Source organism: Candidatus Symbiobacter mobilis CR (assembly GCF_000477435.1).
GTDB lineage: Bacteria > Pseudomonadota > Gammaproteobacteria > Burkholderiales > Burkholderiaceae_C > Rhodoferax > Rhodoferax mobilis.
On the sequence record NC_022576.1, the window covers coordinates 2,391,803 to 2,407,844 of the forward strand.

16 protein-coding genes are annotated in these 16,042 nt (G+C 61.4%); 9 read left to right on the top strand and 7 right to left on the bottom strand.

Going from position 1 to position 16,042, the window contains the following annotated elements; all coding sequences use genetic code 11:
* Positions 1 to 35 precede the first annotated feature (35 nt).
* Positions 36 to 1,490 carry a DUF5677 domain-containing protein gene (locus CENROD_RS09780; protein ID WP_041193513.1) on the top strand — a complete coding sequence of 485 codons (1,455 nt, stop codon included), beginning with the start codon at positions 36 to 38 and terminating at the stop codon, positions 1,488 to 1,490.
* A 206-nt stretch (positions 1,491 to 1,696) separates the two neighbouring features.
* Here CENROD_RS09780 and CENROD_RS09785 read toward each other — a convergent pair whose 3' ends face one another.
* Both CENROD_RS09785 and CENROD_RS12645 read right to left on the bottom strand, forming a co-directional pair.
* Positions 1,697 to 1,903 (bottom strand): hypothetical protein, encoded by a 207-nt coding sequence (locus tag CENROD_RS09785; protein ID WP_022775452.1) that lies wholly within the window; start codon positions 1,901 to 1,903, stop codon positions 1,697 to 1,699.
* The gene (locus tag CENROD_RS12645) at positions 1,900 to 2,223 is read right to left on the bottom strand and encodes an addiction module protein (RefSeq protein WP_151194616.1); all 324 of its coding nucleotides are present in this window, start codon (positions 2,221 to 2,223) and stop codon (positions 1,900 to 1,902) included. The genes CENROD_RS09785 and CENROD_RS12645 overlap by 4 nt, the downstream gene beginning before the upstream one ends.
* Before the next feature lie 107 nt (positions 2,224 to 2,330).
* On the opposite strand from CENROD_RS12645, the gene CENROD_RS13215 reads away from it, so the two are divergent.
* The 5 genes from CENROD_RS13215 (at position 2,331) to CENROD_RS09800 (ending at position 4,400) form a co-directional block, all read left to right on the top strand.
* Positions 2,331 to 2,822, top strand: coding sequence for a type II toxin-antitoxin system VapC family toxin (locus CENROD_RS13215; protein ID WP_022775459.1), 492 nt, complete (start codon positions 2,331 to 2,333; stop codon positions 2,820 to 2,822).
* On the top strand, positions 2,803 to 3,018 hold the full coding sequence (locus tag CENROD_RS13670) for a hypothetical protein (RefSeq protein WP_022775463.1): 216 nt from the start codon (positions 2,803 to 2,805) through the stop codon (positions 3,016 to 3,018). The genes CENROD_RS13215 and CENROD_RS13670 overlap by 20 nt, the downstream gene beginning before the upstream one ends.
* Positions 3,019 to 3,064: 46 nt before the next feature.
* Complete coding sequence (locus CENROD_RS13220) at positions 3,065 to 3,253, top strand: type II toxin-antitoxin system HicA family toxin (protein ID WP_081699874.1); 189 nt, start codon at positions 3,065 to 3,067, stop codon at positions 3,251 to 3,253.
* Positions 3,254 to 3,255: 2 nt separating this feature from the next.
* On the top strand, positions 3,256 to 3,474 hold the full coding sequence (locus tag CENROD_RS13225) for a type II toxin-antitoxin system HicB family antitoxin (RefSeq protein ID WP_022775466.1): 219 nt from the start codon (positions 3,256 to 3,258) through the stop codon (positions 3,472 to 3,474).
* Between the two features lie 332 nt (positions 3,475 to 3,806).
* A complete protein-coding gene (locus CENROD_RS09800) occupies positions 3,807 to 4,400 on the top strand; it encodes a response regulator transcription factor (protein ID WP_022775476.1) in 594 nt (197 codons plus the stop codon).
* Positions 4,401 to 4,448: 48 nt separating this feature from the next.
* Here CENROD_RS09800 and alaS read toward each other — a convergent pair whose 3' ends face one another.
* The 3 genes from alaS to tkt form a co-directional block, all read right to left on the bottom strand.
* Positions 4,449 to 7,181, bottom strand: a complete 2,733-nt coding sequence (gene alaS, locus CENROD_RS09805) for an alanine--tRNA ligase (protein ID WP_022775477.1) — start codon at positions 7,179 to 7,181, stop codon at positions 4,449 to 4,451.
* A gap of 44 nt (positions 7,182 to 7,225) precedes the next feature.
* A complete protein-coding gene (locus tag CENROD_RS09810; protein ID WP_022775478.1) occupies positions 7,226 to 7,684 on the bottom strand; it encodes a RidA family protein in 459 nt (152 codons plus the stop codon).
* Between the two features lie 62 nt (positions 7,685 to 7,746).
* Entirely contained in the window at positions 7,747 to 9,768 is a 2,022-nt protein-coding gene (tkt, locus tag CENROD_RS09815) for a transketolase (protein WP_022775479.1), read from the bottom strand.
* A 189-nt stretch (positions 9,769 to 9,957) separates the two neighbouring features.
* Here tkt and argC point away from each other — a divergent pair, with 189 nt between their 5' ends.
* The 3 genes from argC (at position 9,958) to CENROD_RS09830 (ending at position 12,637) form a co-directional block, all read left to right on the top strand.
* Positions 9,958 to 10,881 (top strand): N-acetyl-gamma-glutamyl-phosphate reductase, encoded by a 924-nt coding sequence (argC, locus tag CENROD_RS09820; protein ID WP_022775481.1) that lies wholly within the window; start codon positions 9,958 to 9,960, stop codon positions 10,879 to 10,881.
* 36 nt (positions 10,882 to 10,917) lie between these two features.
* Positions 10,918 to 11,829 (top strand): ParB/RepB/Spo0J family partition protein, encoded by a 912-nt coding sequence (locus tag CENROD_RS09825; RefSeq protein WP_022775485.1) that lies wholly within the window; start codon positions 10,918 to 10,920, stop codon positions 11,827 to 11,829.
* Positions 11,830 to 11,896: 67 nt separating this feature from the next.
* Complete coding sequence (locus tag CENROD_RS09830) at positions 11,897 to 12,637, top strand: class I SAM-dependent methyltransferase (protein WP_022775490.1); 741 nt, start codon at positions 11,897 to 11,899, stop codon at positions 12,635 to 12,637.
* 25 nt (positions 12,638 to 12,662) lie between these two features.
* On the opposite strand, the gene CENROD_RS09835 is transcribed toward CENROD_RS09830, so the two are convergent.
* Both CENROD_RS09835 and CENROD_RS09840 read right to left on the bottom strand, forming a co-directional pair.
* Complete coding sequence (locus CENROD_RS09835) at positions 12,663 to 15,089, bottom strand: DNA internalization-related competence protein ComEC/Rec2 (RefSeq protein ID WP_022775493.1); 2,427 nt, start codon at positions 15,087 to 15,089, stop codon at positions 12,663 to 12,665.
* A gap of 33 nt (positions 15,090 to 15,122) precedes the next feature.
* A complete protein-coding gene (locus CENROD_RS09840) occupies positions 15,123 to 15,848 on the bottom strand; it encodes an ABC transporter ATP-binding protein (protein ID WP_022775496.1) in 726 nt (241 codons plus the stop codon).
* Positions 15,849 to 16,042: the final 194 nt, after the last annotated feature.

Consider the following 16,042-nt stretch of genomic DNA (forward strand, 5'->3'; position numbering starts at 1 on the left):
ATATCATTAGCCTGCTGAAATAGGCTCTTAGTGCCATGCCAAAGAGTAAAAACAGTAAAAAGAAATCACGTAGCGGCAAGAACCGGACACCAATCTCCGGTCATACGCGTGTCGGAAAACAACTACTGCCGCCATTTGCAAAGATGGAGGGGAAAGTTGCGTTTTCCTCATGGACAAACGAGCGAATGCCGGAAATGCTCTGGGCCGTCATTGTTCGAGCCATAGATGGCCAAGACTTTGCTATTTCACAGTTCCGGCGGATCATTAATTTCATTGGGAACCATGAGCGAAGAGAGGAGCTCTCCGACCTAACCCACACTGGCATCTCGAAGATCGACCCGGCACTTCGAGCCGAGCTCATTGCGTGTATAACCAAGCATCCGGCCATAGCAGAGGCCCTGATAATTCTCAGGATTTTCAATGACCTGCCAGCCGCCGCTGATTGGATGGTCTGCATTCCGGAACATGCTCCGGACATTGAATTGCTTATGACAGCCGTAGGCCAAAACTTGTGGCACCAGTCGCAAGAAGCAACAGATTGCCGGTGGCTCAGATTGATGGCACAGCTTGCGGCCGGAAAGCTTCATGTACCTCGCGAAATGGCTGAAGAATGGATTGGATATCCAGACGTCGGTGATCAGAAATCGGTAAGGCCCAGCATTAGAGCATCAGAGATTGCCCCAACCTCAATGGACCCTCGGGATACGGCTTGGGCTGATTCGTTCTGGCTCGAAGCTTGGCATAACACCCCATGCCTCGTTCTTAACAACGAGATGGTTGCAAAGCCTGCGGTCGTACCAGTCACACGAACTGCCATCTCCGATCTAATTGGGAAATTGGAGGAGCATTGGCAGGGCACTCATTCAACGACATCGGTAGATGCACGTCACGATTCCGTATTTGGCATAGCGTTTTACGCACTTCGGCTAATTGATGAGCTTCTTGGAATCGGGGTCGGTACCGGAATCTTAGGTCGTTTGGGGCTACGCACTTTGCTTGAGGCTTACGTAAGCATTCATTACCTCCTACACAAAGACGACGAGGCCTTGTGGAAGAAGTGGCGAGCTTATGGAGCTGGCCAGGCAAAGCTAAATGCACTCCGCTTTGATACGGACATGGAGCCGCCCAAGTTCATCAATATCGAGTGGATAGAACAGATCGCGGGTGAGGATATTTGGGAGGAGTTTCTGAATATCGAGCTTGGAAACTGGAGCGGTTTAGATTTACGAAAGCTCAGCGAGCAATCTGGATGCAAGGATCAATACGACACTCACTATTCATGGACTTCGGGATACGTTCACGGAACTTGGGGGCCAGTCAGGGAGGCATCATTCACGACGTGTGGCAATCCGCTACATAGGATGCACAGATATCCCGACCAGAAGTCTTTGCCGGACACTGTTAGCGACGCCGTCGATCTGGCCAACCGAATTCTGGATGACCTAAATGCAGCATATCCGGAGTTTCTACATAGAATTCCGGTGCAGTAATTGAGCGGATGCCGAACAAACGCTTCGAGAGGGACGCTCCAACAGCCGGCTTCGCCGCCTGTTTCCGCGCCCCTCAAGGTTAACGTTAGGCATCGGAAGGTGCAGCCAGAAATGGCCTTAACGATCGTGCCAGTATCCTGGTTTGCGGCGCTGGTGGGCTACAGCGAGCACTGTCACCGTATTGCCCTGAATCTCGTAAAAAACCGTTATGGAAAGTGGCGGAGAATATGTCGCCTGATCCCACCCTCGTCTTCGGGCCACATCAGGGCATCGGTAGTGAGTCCATCGATTGCCTGAAACGTCTCGGCTCGAAAAGCATCGGCTGCGATAGGGCTGCGCTCGAAGTACCAGAAAAATGCCTCGCGGATTTCTGCCTCCGCCTCGGGCAGAATATCGACTACAAAGCGAATCACAGAGCGCTCAATCTTGTTTTGGCTTCTGCCCAAGAAACGGCCTTGACTGTCCCCGCTCGTAGGGCCGCTTGCCGTGCCTTAATCTCCTGCCGCCACGCTTCGGCAATTGAAGAATCATCACTGCCTTCAAGGCTATCGAGCAACGCTACGGTCAAGGCCGAACGCTCGTCGGGAGGTAATCCGAGAGCTTCGTCGAGAATGTGGTCTACGTGGGCATTCATGGCAAGAAGTCTAGCACTGAAACGGGACTCGGCCGCAGCCAGTTTCGAGCCGATGCCCAACCCTGCGGTCAACTGGACCTTGCGCATAAAGCCGCGCAAGGCCGGTTACCTTGAACGTTAGGCAGCAAATGGACATCACCGTGGCACTTTTGGCAAAACTAAATGAAAAGTGACTAGGCTCAAATAAATAAACCAAGGCCAACACTATGAAGCGTAAGATTTACATAGAAACCTCTATCATTAGTTATCTCACCGCACGCCCCAGCAAAACTATTATTGGGGCTGCGCATCAACAAATTACGCAAGCGTGGTGGGAAACACGAAATAATTACGATCTATTCGTTTCTGGTTCTGTGTTGGCAGAGTGTGCTGCTGGCAACACAGAAGCGGCAGAAAAACGGCTGAATGCAGTAAATGGCTTAACCCTGCTTTCCTCAACCGATAGCGCAATTGACTTGGCACGGCATTTAATTTTGAAGTCGATCGTTCCTCGAAAAGCAGCGGAAGATGCCCTACACATTGCACTTGCAACAATACACGGCATGGATTATTTGCTCACTTGGAATTGTCGGCATATTGCCAATATGGAAATACAGAGAAACATATCGCACCATCTTGAATCTATTGGCTTGCTTATGCCAATCATGTGTACCCCAGAGGAATTACTAGGAGAAAACGATGACGACATTACTGGATGATGAGATCATCACTGAAGTCAGGGCAAATCGAAACGCCCATGCTGCGAAATTTAATTATGATATTGATGCAATAGCAGCAGATCTGAAATTAATTGAAGCTCAATATATTGCAAAAGGAGTTCCTTGCGTTCAACCACCACCACGCGAACTCATGCCTAACACTGCATTGCAGCGGACTCGCTTCGCTCACCGTTGAATTCAGACGTTAGGCGTTTTCGTTGGCAGGGCGTAGAATTTGCCGCATGAAAGTTCCGGAATTGATACGGATTACTGAGGAGGATAGATGGTTCTTGGTACGCCAAAGTGGCAGACATCGCCAATTTCACCATCCAAGTAAATCAGGAATCGTTACTATTGCAGGAAAACTCAGCATTGACGTGCCACCCGGAACCTTGAATAGTGTACTCAAGCAAGCTGGCTTAAAGGAGTGATCATGCGATATATGGTAGTAGTTGAAAAAGGTGAGACAAGTTATGGTTGTTTTGTTCCAGACATTCCAGGCTGTGTCGCCGTTGGCGAAACTGAAAATGAAGTTGTCAGCCTTATTCAAGAGGCTATTCGATTTCACTTGGAAGACTTGCGATTCGAAGGACAACCAATTCCGATGCCTGCATCCAAAAGCAAATTCATTGAAGTTGCTTTGAATGCCTAATCAGGTAGGCAACGGCTTCTAACCGTCGCCCCCCACACCACCCACCGTGCGGGTTCGCAGTGGGCGGTGCTACAAGTCGGCTCGCTCGACGAAGTCTTTCGCTTCCTACCCGTGTATCCCTGTGCCTTGCACTACAGGTCTTTCACACTCTGCAAACCCTGCTCCTGTAACCACACGTTGGATATGGCCTGATTGATAACCGGAGTTCTGGACATCTTCCAATAGCTGTTGCTGCTGACTCCGTGCTGAATCGCCGACTTCAGGCTTACGCCCTTACGCCCAAAGCCAGTAAATTCTTGATCTTCGTGCGCGCCCATCGCCACTGTTTCCCCATGCCGACATCGATTGCGGTGATCGACCCCGATGAATCGGCGCGGCTGCCTTTGCGCCCGGTGTTTGTGAAGGTGGGGCTGTCCGTGTGGGAATTCGAGGATGGCGAGTCGTACTTGCGTCATACGGAACCGCACCTGGGCCTGTTCACGGAACTGCGGCTACCGGGCAAGGCGGGGATCGACGTGTTGGCGGCCTTGCAGCAGAGGCGCCACCCTTTGCCCGTTGCGGTATTGACTGCTCACGCCGACGTACCCACTGCCGTCGAAGCCATGAAACGAGGCGCTATCGACGTGCTGGAACACCCCTGCGACCCTGGCAAGCTGCTGGCCGTCGTTGAGCGCATGCACGCCTTGTATGCCCTGCACAGACATGGTCTGCCGCTGCATCGGCACATCATGCAAAGTCTGAGCGCTCGGGAAATCGAAGTCCTGGAGCGCGTTTTTGCCGGGCGCATGAACAAGCAGATCGCCGACGATCTGGGCGTCACCAGCAAAACCGTCGAATTCCATCGCGCCAACCTGATGCGCAAATGCAGCGCCACCACGATGGCGGAGCTGCTGCGTATTGCCGTGCTGGGGAAGGCGTGCCGCTGACGGAGGCCCTCGCCATTTCCTGTGCAAGTCGCGATGGCGTGGCGGAGATCACCCCACCCGCTGCGCCACCCATTGCGCCGCGCTGTGTAGTGCCGGGTCGATGCGGGTGATGTCGGTACCGCCTGCCATGGCCAGATCAGGCTTGCCGCCGCCCTTGCCGCCGAGTTGCGCCGCCAGAAAGGCAACAAGTTGCCCCGCATGGACCTTGGGCAACAAATCGGGGGTGACGCACGCGGCAAGCTGCACCTTGTTCTGCAGAACGGTGGCGAGCACGACGACCCCGGTGCGAAGTTGCTCGGCCAGTTGGCGCGCGGTGTCACGCAAGGCCTTGGCGTCTGCCTCGTGTACCTGTACCGCAAGCAGGCGCACGCCGGGCGCCACGTCCCGCGCCTGCGCCAGCAGCCCTTGCGCAGCGCTGGCTTGGAGTCGTCCTTGTAGGGCGCTGATCTCTTTGTCCAGGGATTTGATGCGGTCGAGCAAGGTGGTGACCCGCTCTTCCAAACCCGAAACGGGCACTTTGAGCACCGCAGCCGCCGCGTGCAACGTGTCTTCCTGCTGCTGCACGTGTTCGAGCGCGTTCGTCCCGGTCACGGCCTCGATGCGCCGCACGCCGGAAGCCACACTGCTTTGTGCAACGACCTTGCATAGGCCGATGTCCCCGGTACGGCGGACATGCGTGCCCCCGCACAGCTCGCAGCTTGCGCCGATGTCGAGCACACGCACGGTGTCTCCGTATTTCTCGCCAAACAGCATCATCGCGCCGGTCTGGCGGGCGCTGGCCAGATCCATCATGCGGATGGACGTAGAGGTATTAGCCAGGATGTCCGCATTGACGCGCGCTTCGATCTCGCGCACCTCGTCTTCGCTGACCGGGGCATGGTGGGCAAAGTCGAAGCGGGTTCGTTGCGCATCGACGAGGCTGCCCTTTTGCTGCACGTGTACGCCCAGCACTTCACGCAGCGCTTTGTGCAGCAGATGCGTGGCGGAATGGTTGCGTTCGGTGGCTGCGCGGCGCAATGCATCGACATGCGCAGTCACGGCATCCCCCACGCGCAGGGTTCCTACAGCCAGCTTGCCCCGGTGTACCCAGACTTCGGCACGCAGCTTTTGGGTGTCGGCCACGTCGAACATCGCCCCCGTCGCGCCCAGAATGGTTCCCGCGTCGCCAACCTGTCCGCCGCTTTCGCCGTAGAACGGGGTTTGGGCAAGGATCACCGCGCCTTGCACGCCTGCTTCCAGCACGTCCACGGGGGCATCGTCGGCGTACAGGGCCAGGATGGTCGTATCGGTGGTGAGCCGTTCATACCCCACGAATGCGTTGGGCGCTCCGTCGTAGTCCAGCCCTTTGTCCATGCGGAACTTGCCTGCGGCGCGTGCCTGCGACTTCTGCTTGTCCATCGCCACGGCAAAACCCGCTTCGTCGACCCGCCAGCCGCGTTCGCGGCAGACGTCTGCCGTCAGATCAAGCGGAAAGCCGAAGGTGTCATGCAGACGGAAGGCCACCTCCCCACGGAGCACCTTATCGGTACTGTCCGTATTGGTACCGTCCTTATTGACTTTGTCGCTGCCCTTGCCCTTGTCCTTGTCAATGACCTCGCTGCCCGCATCGTTTTCGACCAGTGCTTCATCAAGGATGCGCAGGCCCACCTCCAGCGTTTCGAGAAAGCGTTCCTCTTCCGATCGCAGAACGTCCGTGATGCTGTCGACCTGCGAGGACAAGGGAGGGTAGGCATCGCCCATCAGCGCGGCAACATCGGCGACGAGCCGGTGGAAGAAGGGTTCCCGGCATCCGAGCTTGTAGCCATGGCGAATCGCCCTGCGGATGATGCGCCGCTGCACGTAGCCACGCCCTTCGTTGCCGGGCAGTACGCCATCTTTGACGAGGAACACCGCAGCGCGGATGTGGTCGGCGATGACTTTGAGCGAATCGTTGTGGGCGTCGGGGCACTGCGTCACGCGCTGCGCGGCGTCGATCAGGGTGCGGAACAGGTCGATTTCGTAGTTGCTGTGTACCTGCTGCAAGATGGCGGCAAGCCGTTCCAACCCCATTCCGGTATCGACGCACGGGGCTGGCAACGGCAGCAGCGAACCATCGGGCTGCATGTCGAACTGCATGAAGACGTTGTTCCAGATTTCGATGAAACGGTCGCCGTCCTGCTCCGCGCTGCCGGGGGGACCACCGGGAATGCCCGGCCCGTGGTCATAAAAGATCTCGCTGCACGGGCCGCAGGGGCCGGTGTCGGCCATCATCCAAAAGTTGTCCGATGCGTACTTCGCCCCTTTGTTATCGCCGATCCGCACCACGCGATTCGCAGGCAAGCCGATGGTTGTCGTCCAGATGTCGTAGGCATCATCGTCGTCGATGTACACCGTTGCCCAGAGCCGATCCGCAGGCAAGCCATAGACCTTGGTCAGCAGTTCCCACGCCCACTGCAAGGCTTCGCGTTTGAAGTAATCGCCAAAGCTCCAGTTGCCCAGCATCTCGAAAAACGTGTGGTGGCGTGCGGTGTAGCCCACGTTTTCCAGGTCGTTGTGCTTGCCCCCGGCGCGCAGGCAGGCCTGTACGGAAGCAGCGCGAACGTACCCACGCCGATCCGTCCCCAGAAATACGTCCTTGAACTGCACCATGCCGGAGTTGGTGAACATCAGCGTGGGATCGTTGCCGGGAACGAGTGGGCTGCTTTCGACCACGGTATGCCCGCGCTCGGCAAAAAAGTCCAGAAAAGTCTTGCGGATCTGCGCCACGCTGGCGAAGCCGCTGGGGGGAATCGGAGAAGTCATGGTGCGCACACAGTGGTGGGGAGGCAATGGAACTGCGTAATGGCTCAGGCCACTTCCGCCATCATCTCGATCTCAACGCAGGCGCCCAGCGGAATCTGCGCAACCCCGAAGGCGCTGCGCACGTGCGAGCCGATATCCGGGCCGAATACCTGCACAAGTAGCTCGCTTGCGCCATTGGCAACGAGGTGATGTTGGATGAAATCGCCAGTCGAGTTGACCAGCACCATCAGCTTGAGGATGCGTCGAACGCGGTCGAGGTCTCCCGCCGCAGCGTGCAGGGTGCCCAGCAAATCGATGGCGACGGAACGGGCTGCTTGCATGCCTTCCTCAACGCCCATCTCCTTGCCCAATTGCCCCACCCATGGTTTGCCGTCCTTTTTGGCGATATGGCCGCTAAGCAAAACCATATTGCCTGTCTTGGTGTAAGGCTTGTACGCGGCTACGGGGATCGTGACCGGAGGGAGGGTGATACCCAATTCGCTCAACCGGGTGTATACGCTCATTGCATACGCTCCACTGGGGGAAGGGGAAGAGTCGGAACGGAAAAAGGCCCGCATTGCCTTGCTCACAGCGCTTGCTCCAGCACGCCGCGCACGGCAGTTACGACGTTGTCGGCAGTCATGCCGAAATGCTGGAACAGCACAGGCGCAGGCGCGGATTCGCCAAAAGTGGCGATGCCGACCACCGCGCCGGTACGCCCGGTGTACTTTCGCCAGAGATCCGGGTGCGCGGCTTCGACGGCAATGACAGGCAGCGCCATCGGCAACACGCTGTCGCGGTATGCGGCATCTTGTCTATCGAAAACGTTGGTGCAAGGCATCGACACGACGTTCGTGGGAATGCCCTGCCGGGCCAGCGATGCCTGCGCGGTCAGCGCGATGTCCAGTTCTGACCCGGTGGCGATGAGCACCGCGCGGGCACCGGGCTGCTGCGACAGCACATAGCCCCCTTTGCGGATCAAGGCGGGAGCAACGGCACCAGTGTGGGCAGGCAGGTTTTGGCGGGAGAAGCACAGCGCGCTCGGCCCGTTGCGCCGTTCCAGCGCGCAAGCCCATGCCACGGCGGTTTCCATCGCGTCGGCAGGGCGCCAGACATCCAGCCCCGGGATGAGGCGCAGGCTGGGAAGGTGCTCGATGCTCTGGTGCGTGGGGCCGTCTTCCCCCAGCCCAATGCTGTCGTGGGTGAATACATGCACCACGCGGATCTTCATTAGCGCTGCCATGCGAATGGCGTTGCGGCTGTAGTCGCTGAAGGTCAGGAAGGTGCCCCCATAGGGCAGAAAACCGCCGTGCAGCGCCATGCCGTTCATCATTGCCGCCATGGCGAATTCGCGCACGCCGTAGCTCAAATGGTTGCCCCAGACATCGCGGCCCGCCATTGCAGAGCCACGGAAGCAGGTCAGGTTCGACCCTGTCAGATCCGCGCTGCCCCCGAACAGTTCCGGCATACAGGGCGCGAGCGCGTCGAGCGTGTTCTGGCTGGCCTTGCGGGTGGCGATGCTGCCTTGTTGCGTCGCCACAGTGGTCATCCATTGGGCCAGCGTTTGCGCATAGGTGGCAGGCAAGTCGCCCCGCATGCGGCGCTCGAATTCGGCGGCGACATCGGGGTACTGCGCGCGGTAGGCTGCAAAACGCTGCGTCCACTCCTGCTGCGCTTGTTGGCCGCGAGCGCGGGCGTCCCAGGCTGCGCGCAGGTCGTCGGGTATCTCGAAGGGCGGCAAGGTCCAGCCCAGCGTTGCGCGTGCGGCTGCGGCTTCCTGGGGCCCCAGCGCCGCGCCATGCACCTCGTTCGTACCGGCTTTGTGGGGAGCGCCCTTGCCAATGATCGTCTTGCAGCAGATCAGCGTGGGCTTGCCATCGGGCAGCAGGGCTTGGGCGCGTGCGGCGCGCAAGGCGGCATCGACGGCATCGGTGTCATGCCCATCGACATTGGGGATGACGTTCCAGTGGTAGGCAGCGAAACGCTGGGGTGTGTCGTCGAGCATCCATCCACGCACGTCTCCGTCGATCGAGATACCGTTGTCGTCGTAGATCGCGATCAGCTTCGATAGACGCAGCGTGCCCGCAAGCGAACAGGCTTCGTGGCTGACACCTTCCATCAGGCAACCATCGCCGAACACCACGTAGGTGTGGTGGTCCACGATGGCGTGGCCTTCGCGGTTGTATTCCGCAGCCAGCAGCTTTTCTGCGAGAGCCATTCCCACGGCATTGGCTAAACCTTGCCCCAGTGGGCCGGTCGTTGTCTCGACCCCCGGAGTGACGCCGACTTCGGGGTGCCCCGGCGTCTTGCTGTGGAGTTGGCGAAAGCGACGAAGCTCGTCCATCGGCAGGTCGTATCCCGTCAGATGCAACAAGCCGTACAGCAACATCGACGCATGGCCGTTGCTGAGCACGAAGCGGTCGCGGTTGGCCCAGGTGGGATCGGCAGGGTTGTGCCGAAGGTGGCGGTTCCAGAGCACTTCAGCCAGATCAGCCATACCCATGGGTGCTCCGGGGTGGCCAGAGTTGGCGGCTTCGATGGCATCGATGGCGAGGACGCGCAAGGCATCCGCCATGCGACGGGCGAGTTCTGGGTTCGGAAAGCTCATGGTGCGTGCGAGGAAGGGGAGGGGGCGTGGCGCCGTCTACCACCGACCGTGCAGTCCGTGGGGAGTCTCACCGGCATCGCGGTGTCATCGGCGAACCGCCGAATGTACAACGGCGCGGGCCGGAAGCTGTGGATAAGCGCTCTACCATCGCCCCACGCCACATCGAACCATCCTTCCCTGTTCTCCCCCATGCACAAAGTTTTCATCGACGGCGAAGCCGGCACCACCGGGCTGGGCATTCGCGAATTGCTCCAGCGCCGCAGCGACATCGAGCTGCTCACGATTCCCCCCGCACTGCGCAAGGACCCCGATGCCAAGCGCGAGCGGATGGCGCAGGCGGAGATCGTCATCCTGTGCCTGCATGATGCCGCTGCCGTCGAGGCCGTGGCGATGATCGACGCGATGGATGCTTCCGGGCGTCGGCCGCGCATCATCGATGCCTCCACTGCGCATCGCACTGCGCCGGGGTGGGTGTATGGTTTCCCGGAGCTGGCCGCTGGGCAGGAGCAGGCGATCCGCACTGCGCCCAAGGTCAGCAATCCCGGTTGTTATGCGACGGGGGCGATTGCGATGCTGCGCCCCTTGGTCGATGCCGGGATCGTCCCGGCAGACTATCCCCTGTGCCTGCCGTCCGTCAGCGGCTATTCGGGCGGAGGGCGGTCGATGATCGAGGCCTACGAGGCAGGCACTGCACCCGCTTTCGAGCTGTACGCACTGTCGCTGCAACACAAGCACCTGCCGGAGATCATGCAATACGCCGGGTTGACGCGCGCGCCGCTGTTTCTGCCGGGTGTCGCCAACTTCCGCCAGGGGATGCTCGTCCAACTGCCGTTGCATCTGGATACGCTGCCCCAACGGCCCTCGCTGCGCGATGTGCAGGAAGCCTTGGCCCAGCGCTATGCGCAGAGCACATGGGTACACGTACTGCCCCCCACCGACGATGCGCGGCTTGACGCGACGGCGCTATCTGGAACGAATCGCCTGGAGCTGCGCGTGTATGGCAAGGAGTCGGAGGCAGGCTCGCAAGCCATCGTCATTGCCCGGCTCGACAACCTGGGCAAGGGCGCCAGCGGGGCAGCAGTCCAAAATCTGGGGCTGATGCTCGGTGCCTGAAACTCTGGTCGCTCCCACTCCACTCTGACACTCTCCATGGCAACCAAACCCCCCAAAGGACTGGGCCGGGGCCTCGAAGCCCTGTTAGGCCCCAGCGTGGATGCACCCACGTTCGGTGCCGAGAGCGCCCCGTCCCAGCTCCCCTTGTCCGACATCGTCGCAGGCGCGTATCAGCCCCGAACCCGCATGGACGAAGGCGCGCTCTACGAGCTGGCGGAGTCGATCAAGGCGCAAGGCGTGATGCAACCGATTCTGGTGCGGCCACTGCGCCGTTCGGGCGACGCAGCAACGTCGGCGACGCGGTACGAAATCATCGCGGGGGAACGCCGCTTCCGTGCTGCGGGGTTGGCAGGGCTGGACCGCGTTCCCGTTCTGGTTCGCGACGTTGATGACCGCACCGCTGCGGCGATGGCGCTGATCGAAAACATCCAGCGTGAAGACCTCAATCCGCTCGAAGAAGCGCAAGGGCTGCAACGCTTGGTTCAAGAATTCGGCATGACGCACGAGGCCGCCGCTGGCGCGGTAGGCCGTTCCCGCAGCGCGGCCAGCAACTTGCTGCGCCTATTGCAGCTTGCGGAACCCGTGCAGACGATGCTGCTGGCCGGCGATCTGGACATGGGCCATGCACGCGCCCTGCTTGCGCTTGACCTTGCAACCCAGCTCAGCGCGGCGCAGCAGATCAGTGCCAAAAAGCTCTCGGTGCGGGAGGCCGAAGCCCTCGTCAAAAAACTGCTGGCTGAATTTGCCCTGGAACCCACCCGCCACCGCGCCGAGAAGCCCGCACACGTGCAGCGCATCGAAAAGGATTTGTCCGACTGGCTGTCGACCCCGGTGGAAGTGCGACTACGCAAGCGCGGCAAGGACAAGCAAGGCGCCGGGGAAATCGGCATCCGCTTTGCGTCGATGGAAGCGCTCGACGCAGTACTGGCGCGGCTGCGCGCCCCATAAGGCACAACGCATCCATCCACGTTGTGGGAGCGACTTCTGTCGCTCCTTATCGGCGATACACCTATCCATGCGCTACCTCGCCCAAACCTGGCCGCTGCCTGCCGTGTTGGCATGGGGGCTGGCGTGGGGGGTGTTTGGGGCATTGGGGCATTGGGGCATTGCTACCGGGCTGGCTGCCTTGGTGGCGTGTACCGTGGGGGTAGGCGCCAGCGTGCTGGGGGGGAGCTGGTGGCGGCGGGTGCTGATTGCGCTGGGGTTCCCGCTTTCGCTGGGGTTGTCTGGGGCGGCGCCGTTTGCCGGGGGGTATTGGTTGCTTCCCTTGGCCGTATTGCTGCTGGTGTATCCCTACCGCGCATGGAAAGATGCACCGCTCTTTCCCACCCCGCCCGGCGCGCTTGATGATTTGCCCGGTCACGCTCCCCTGCAAGCCGGGGCCGCGATTCTTGACGCGGGCTGTGGCGTGGGGGACGGCCTGCGCGCCCTGCGCCGCGCTTACCCCCAAGCCCGCTTGCACGGGATCGAATACTCCTGGCCACTACGCCTGGCCTGTGCGTTGCGCTGCCCTGGGGCCACCGTGCGCCATGGCGATTTCTGGGCTGCGGACTGGTCCCCCTACGCGATGGTGTACCTGTTTCAGCGCCCGGAAACGATGCACCGCGCCCTGGAAAAAGCCCAGAAGGACTTGCTGCCCGGTGCGTACTTGGTCAGCCTGGAATTCGAGGCCACTGGATGGATGCCCCACGCCACGCTGCGTTTGCCCGATGGAAGGCCGGTGTGGGTGTACAGGGCGCCGGTGCGGCTGGCCTGATTGGACTGGTGACCAACCCGATGGTCTATGGCGGGATACCCGCGCCGCCAGGCCGGTGGTGCCAGTAGCGACGATTCGTTTCGCGCTGGCATTGCTCGGCGTCGGGGTCGGCGCTACGCCATGTCAGCGCGCCGCAGAGCGCAGTGTTGCGCACGGTGGCCCCTGCCTGCGCATACCGTGCGACGACTGCGGGGACGGGGTGCCCAAAGCGGTTGCGGTATCCCGCCTGCACCAGGGCGATGCGTGGCTGCACCGCCTGCACAAAACCCATGCTGCTGGAAGACGCCCCACCATGGTGGGGCACGAGCAGCACGGTGCTGCGCAGGGGCGGTATCCGCTGCGCCAGCAGGGCTTCCTGCCGTGCTTCGATGTCCCCCGTGAGCAACGCGCTGTGTTGCCCGGTAGCAATCCGTAGCACACAACTGCGTGCGTTGGGCTTGGCGGTGGTTGCGTACTCCGATGCCGTCGGCGCCAGCATCTCGAAATCGACCCCATCCCAGTGCCACCGTTGCCCTGCCTGACATCGCAACATCGTTGCAGCGACGCCAGGTAGCGCATCGGCGGAAGACAGCACCACGGCCTGTGGCTGCATCTGCGTGATGGCTACGGCGCCCCCGGTGTGGTCGCTGTCTGCGTGGCTGAGAACGATCCGATCCAGCCGCTCCCCGAGTGCATGCAGCAAGGGGACGAGAACGCGCTGCCCGGCGTCGAAATCCGTCCCGTAGCGGGGGCCTGCGTCGTACAGCAGTGCGTGGTGTGCGGTGCGCACCAGCACGGCGCTACCCTGGCCCACGTCTGCGGCCAGCAGTTCGAATTCGCCCATCGGCGGGCGTGGGGCCTGCCACAGCAACACCGGCAGCAGCGGTGCCACGCCCAGCGCACGCCAATGCCACGGCAGGCGCATCGCCATCCATCCCCCTGCGCAGACGGCAACGGCCCCCACCCAGGTAGGCGCACGGGCCACGGTCAGGCTCGCCATCGGCCATTGCGCCATGGCGTGTAAGGTACCGGTCAACAGGTCGAGGGCCATGGCGCACACATTCCAGGCAGGTTCCACGACAACGCCGACCATGGCGAGCGGAGTGACCAGCAGCGTGACCCAAGGAATCGCCAGCAGATTCGCCAGCAGCCCGACGAGCGAACACTGTCCGAACCACACCAGGGTCAACGGCGACAGCGTCAGCGTCACGACCCCCTGCTCCCGCACCAATGCCCGCGTGCGTTGCAGCAGTGTGGCGGCGGGGTCGCCGTGCTGCCGGGTAGCAAAAAGCATCGCCACGGCAACGAAGCTCAGCCAAAAACCCGCTTGCCGAAGCACCCAGGGGTCCGCTGCGACGACGACCGTCAGCGTCCCCAGCCACACCATCGGCCAGGGCCAACTCCGTCCCAGCAGGCGCAGTAGCACCACGGTGCAAAGCATCAGCACGGTGCGTTGCGCGGGCACAGCCCATCCGCTGAACAGCGCGTAGGCAGCGGCCAGTACCAGCCCGCCAATCTGTGCCGCCACCGGTGCGCTCCAACGCAGGCACAGCCATGGAGAACGGCGCCACAGACTGCCGACGAGCAAGGCGGCCATCCACGCAAACATCGTGACATGCACGCCGGAGATGCTCATCAAGTGGGATACCCCCGTCGCACGGAAAGCGTCCCAGTCCTCTCTGTCGATCAGCGATTGGTCGCCGACGACCAACGCTGCGGCAATCCGCGCAGATGGCATGTCGCCCAGCCGATGCAGGATGCGTTGGCGCACCATGCCGCGCAGGCGTTCCACCGGGTGACGCCAGCTTTCCCCCAGGTACTGCGGCGGGGGGTCGTTGCGGCCTTGGCGTACATATCCCCTGGCACGTACCCCCGCTTGCCACCAGCGCAATTCCTCATCCTCCCCAAGAGGGTTGACCGCGCCGTGCGGGGCTTTGAGGCGCACGCACCATGTCCATGTGGTGGATGGGCGCACGGCGGTAGGGTGCTGGCCCTGCCCGGTGGCGTACCACGCAAGGTCGATCATCGTGGGCAGGGTGACAGGTCGGCCATCAAGGTGCGCGGTATCGACTTGGAAGCGAAACCGCACCCCACGGTCGAATTGCGTGGGCAGGCTGGCCACGGTGCCGGTAACGACGACATCTTTCCCCTCGAATTCCGCAGGCAGGACATCGCGGAGGCTGGCGCGCCACCCGACTATCGCGAAGCCGACGAGGCACAGCGCGAGCATCGCCCCGGCATACCGCGCCACCACGATACCGCCAGCCCAGCGGACGACTCCCGCCTGGATGGCCACCCCAACCAGCATCAGAGCGAGGTAGCCATGGGCAGGCCACAACACGGCTTGCGAGAGCTGCGCCGCGCTGCCGACGACGAACCCCAGCATGGCCCACGGCGCCAGCGTGGTGCCGCTGCCGGGTTCTTGGCTTTCGGCGACGGGGGTTGCGGCAATGGGGGATGCTGCGGTATGCATCGAAAAACCAATACCGGTGGGAAACCCTGCCCTTCAGGGCGGTACGCCGTGACCCCGGTCTGCAGGCCAGTCCTGGATCGTTGCTCGTGCAGCAACGTAGGCGGCCAACGTAGCAGGCGCACCGCTGGCGATGATCTCGCCGCGATCCAGTACATAGCCGCGTTGCGCGCTATCGAGGCAGAGAGCGAGTTTTTGCTCGATCAGCAGCACGGCGGTGCGACGTTCGCGCAGCGTCGTCAGCAGGGCGCGGACGGCATCGACCATCGGGGGGGACAGTCCCTCGGTCGGTTCGTCGAGCAGCAGCAAGGCGGGATCTCGCAGCAGCGCACGGCCTAGTGCAAGCATTTGCTGCTCTCCGCCAGATAGCAACCCCCCGCGCACATGCCGACGTTCGCGCAGGGCAGGAAAGCGGCGGTAGATGTCCTCCAATGCCCAAGTGGCGCCGTGCCGTGCCCCAAGGAGCAGGTTTTCCTCGACGGTGAGCGCGGGGAAGACGTCACGACTTTCGCTGACGTAGCCCACCCCCGCTCGGGCAATCTCGAAGGGGGCCAGACCGACAAGATTGCGCCCTTGCCAAGCGATGCATCCTCTGGCAGCCACGAGTCCCATGATCGCTTTCGCGAGGGTCGAACGGCCCGACCCATTGCGCCCCAGCAGCGCCACAGTTTCGCCCGGCGCGATGTCCAAACACACGCCGCGCAGCACCGGAAGGTCGGGGTAGCCGGCGTGGAGGTTGGTAATCCGTAGGGAGGGGGGCATAAGGGGAAAAAAGGCAGTTTTGGGGCAAGGCAGTACACTGTTTTTTCACTCGTCTCGTGCCGTCGAACGAGCGCAGCGGCCCGCACCCTCGCAAGAGGCCGTGTCTTGCACGACGGATAGCGTAACTACCCAGGCGGGGTTGGGCATCTACGGCGCTTGCGCTGGTGGGTGTCTGCCCTGCGCAAGAAGGAGAT

What these genes read in the sequence shown, in the direction of transcription:
- CENROD_RS09780 (WP_041193513.1), top strand. Translation starts at nt 36, where the DNA reads ATGCCAAAGAGTAAAAACAGTAAAAAGAAATCACGTAGCGGCAAGAAC.
- CENROD_RS13215 (WP_022775459.1), top strand. Translation starts at nt 2,331, where the DNA reads ATGAAGCGTAAGATTTACATAGAAACCTCTATCATTAGTTATCTCACC.
- CENROD_RS13670 (WP_022775463.1), top strand. Translation starts at nt 2,803, where the DNA reads ATGACGACATTACTGGATGATGAGATCATCACTGAAGTCAGGGCAAAT.
- CENROD_RS13220 (WP_081699874.1), top strand. Translation starts at nt 3,065, where the DNA reads ATGAAAGTTCCGGAATTGATACGGATTACTGAGGAGGATAGATGGTTC.
- CENROD_RS13225 (WP_022775466.1), top strand. Translation starts at nt 3,256, where the DNA reads ATGCGATATATGGTAGTAGTTGAAAAAGGTGAGACAAGTTATGGTTGT.
- CENROD_RS09800 (WP_022775476.1), top strand. Translation starts at nt 3,807, where the DNA reads ATGCCGACATCGATTGCGGTGATCGACCCCGATGAATCGGCGCGGCTG.
- alaS (WP_022775477.1), bottom strand. Translation starts at nt 7,181, where the DNA reads ATGACTTCTCCGATTCCCCCCAGCGGCTTCGCCAGCGTGGCGCAGATC.
- CENROD_RS09810 (WP_022775478.1), bottom strand. Translation starts at nt 7,684, where the DNA reads ATGAGCGTATACACCCGGTTGAGCGAATTGGGTATCACCCTCCCTCCG.
- tkt (WP_022775479.1), bottom strand. Translation starts at nt 9,768, where the DNA reads ATGAGCTTTCCGAACCCAGAACTCGCCCGTCGCATGGCGGATGCCTTG.
- argC (WP_022775481.1), top strand. Translation starts at nt 9,958, where the DNA reads ATGCACAAAGTTTTCATCGACGGCGAAGCCGGCACCACCGGGCTGGGC.
- CENROD_RS09825 (WP_022775485.1), top strand. Translation starts at nt 10,918, where the DNA reads ATGGCAACCAAACCCCCCAAAGGACTGGGCCGGGGCCTCGAAGCCCTG.
- CENROD_RS09830 (WP_022775490.1), top strand. Translation starts at nt 11,897, where the DNA reads ATGCGCTACCTCGCCCAAACCTGGCCGCTGCCTGCCGTGTTGGCATGG.
- CENROD_RS09835 (WP_022775493.1), bottom strand. Translation starts at nt 15,089, where the DNA reads ATGCATACCGCAGCATCCCCCATTGCCGCAACCCCCGTCGCCGAAAGC.
- CENROD_RS09840 (WP_022775496.1), bottom strand. Translation starts at nt 15,848, where the DNA reads ATGCCCCCCTCCCTACGGATTACCAACCTCCACGCCGGCTACCCCGAC.